This window comes from Hyphomonas sp. (genome assembly GCF_040882205.1).
Classification (GTDB): Bacteria; Pseudomonadota; Alphaproteobacteria; order Caulobacterales; family Hyphomonadaceae; genus Hyphomonas.
In genome coordinates, this window is record NZ_JBBEBT010000312.1 from 1 (window position 1) to 2031 (window position 2031).

Consider the following 2031-nt stretch of genomic DNA (forward strand, 5'->3'; position numbering starts at 1 on the left):
CCCGGCGACTTCCCACATGATCCATTGCGACATGGCCTTCATGCGCAGAGCAAGACCGACCGCAACAGCTACCGCGCCGGCCCCGACGATGTTGCCGGTCCACAGCAGGATGCCCGAGGCGGCGATCAGGAAGACCAGCAGCGAATTATTGAGATAGACGATGACGTTGAAACCGGTAACGAGACGCATCTGGCCATGCACGGTATCGAGGAAGCCGGACATAGACTCCTTCGCATAGGCCTCCTCGCGGCCGGAATGGGCGAAGAGTTTCACGGTCTGGATGTTCGTGTACGAATCAACGATGCGACCGGTCATGATCGAGCGGGCGTCGGCCTGTTTCTCGGCAATCTTGCCGAGGCGCGGCACAAAATACCAGAGGAGGCCAGCATAGACAGCGAGCCACAGAACGAGTGGCGCGGCAAGGCGCCAGTCAGCCGACCCGATCAGCGCCAGCGCTGAGACAAAATAGACGAGTACAAAGACGAAGACGTCGAGGATCTTCATCACCACTTCGCGCACCGAAAGCGCCGTCTGCATGACCTTGGTGGCGACGCGGCCGGCGAATTCGTTGCCGAAGAAGCCCATCGACTGGCCGAGCATCTGGCGGTGCATCCGCCAGCGCGCGCTCATCGGCACATTGCCCATCAGGCCCTGATAGACGATCAGCGCCTGCGCCAGCATGGCCAGCGGCAGGCCGATCAGCAGCAGACCGGCCATCAGCGCAAGGCGGCCCCCTTCCCGTTCGAGGAAGCCTTCGCGCTCAGCGGTCGACAGCCAGTCCACGATGCCGCCGAGGAAGCCGAAGAGGGCGACCTCACCAATGGCAATAAGCGCGGTGAAGCAGGACATGGCAATCAGCCATGGGGCTGCGTCCCGGATGTAATGCCAGACGAAGGCGCGAAAGCCCTTCGGCGGCATTCCGGCGCGGGATTCCGGAAACGGATCGATACGGCGTTCAAAAAAGCGGAGCATGACGGCGCACATGTGGCGCAGGGGGCGCCAAAGAACAAGATGCGAACGCGATCAGCGCGCCATGTCTACTTCCATCGCAAGCCGCGTTTCGAAGGCTTCTTCCATCGCTATATTGAAGGCCTGCAATTCGCCGGCATCGACGAAGGCGTTGGCATCGTCGGCCAAAGCGGCGCGTTCCGGCGCGGGCGCCGGGCCGGACGCAGATTCGGGCGCACTTCCATTTGCAGGCGCGGCGCAGGCGCAAAGCATACTCAACGCCAGTGCAGTGAGAGACGTTCTCATGGGAGCCTCGCAGGTTCAGGGATTTGGGACCGACGCGATCCAGGCTTTCACCTGCGCGTCCAACACGTCGAGCGGGACGGCGCCCTGGCTGAGGACAGCGTCGTGGAATTCACGGATGTCGAACCGGTCGCCAAGGCCCGCTTCGGCCTGCGCGCGCAAGGCGCGGATCTTGAGTTCGCCAATCTTGTAAGCAGTCGCCTGCCCCGGCCAGCCGATATAGCGGGTGACTTCGGTCTTGATGTTGAGCGGCGAGAGCGCGGAATTGTCGATGAAGCAGGCCTCGGCCTCTTCGCGTGTCCAGCCGTACCAGTGCAGGCCGGTATCGGCGACGAGGCGGCAGGCCCGCCACATTTCATAGGATAGCGCCCCGAAGCGTTCGTAGGGCGTCTCGTAGATGCCGGCTTCCCCGGCGATGCGTTCGGCATAGAGGCCCCATCCTTCGCCAAAGGCAGTGGCGTAATATTCCTTCCGGAAGCGCGGCTGACCGGACATTTCCTGCGCGAGGGCGATCTGCAGGTGGTGGCCGGGCACCGCTTCGTGCGCCGAAAGCGCCGGTAGTTCGTAAAGTGGACGCTGCTCAAGGGCGTAGGTGTTGACCAGATAACTGCCCTTGCGGCCTTCGGCGGGGTCTCCCTGTGAATACCGGCCCGTCGTATAGCCGGGCGCAATCGAGATGGGGACGGGGTCGACCGTGTAGCCGAGCTTGGGCAGCTGGTTGAACCAGAGTGGCAGGATCAGGTCGATCCGGTCCGTGATCTCTTTTGCCTTATCCATCAG

General features: G+C 62.7%; 3 protein-coding genes. All 3 read right to left on the reverse strand.

The features are described 5' to 3' along the window. A partial coding sequence (locus WEA77_RS13335; RefSeq protein ID WP_368068373.1) for an ABC transporter transmembrane domain-containing protein occupies positions 1 to 972 on the reverse strand: 972 nt, incomplete at its 3' end. A 51-nt stretch (positions 973 to 1023) separates the two neighbouring features. Beyond that, positions 1024 to 1254: a hypothetical protein gene (locus WEA77_RS13340; protein ID WP_368068374.1), complete on the reverse strand. Its 231-nt coding sequence runs from the start codon at positions 1252 to 1254 to the stop codon at positions 1024 to 1026. Positions 1255 to 1269: 15 nt separating this feature from the next. After that, positions 1270 to 2031, reverse strand: a 762-nt coding sequence (locus tag WEA77_RS13345) for a DUF885 family protein (protein ID WP_368068375.1), incomplete at its 5' end; no start/stop codon positions are given.

What these genes read in the sequence shown, in the direction of transcription:
- WEA77_RS13340 (WP_368068374.1), bottom strand. Translation starts at nt 1,254, where the DNA reads ATGAGAACGTCTCTCACTGCACTGGCGTTGAGTATGCTTTGCGCCTGC.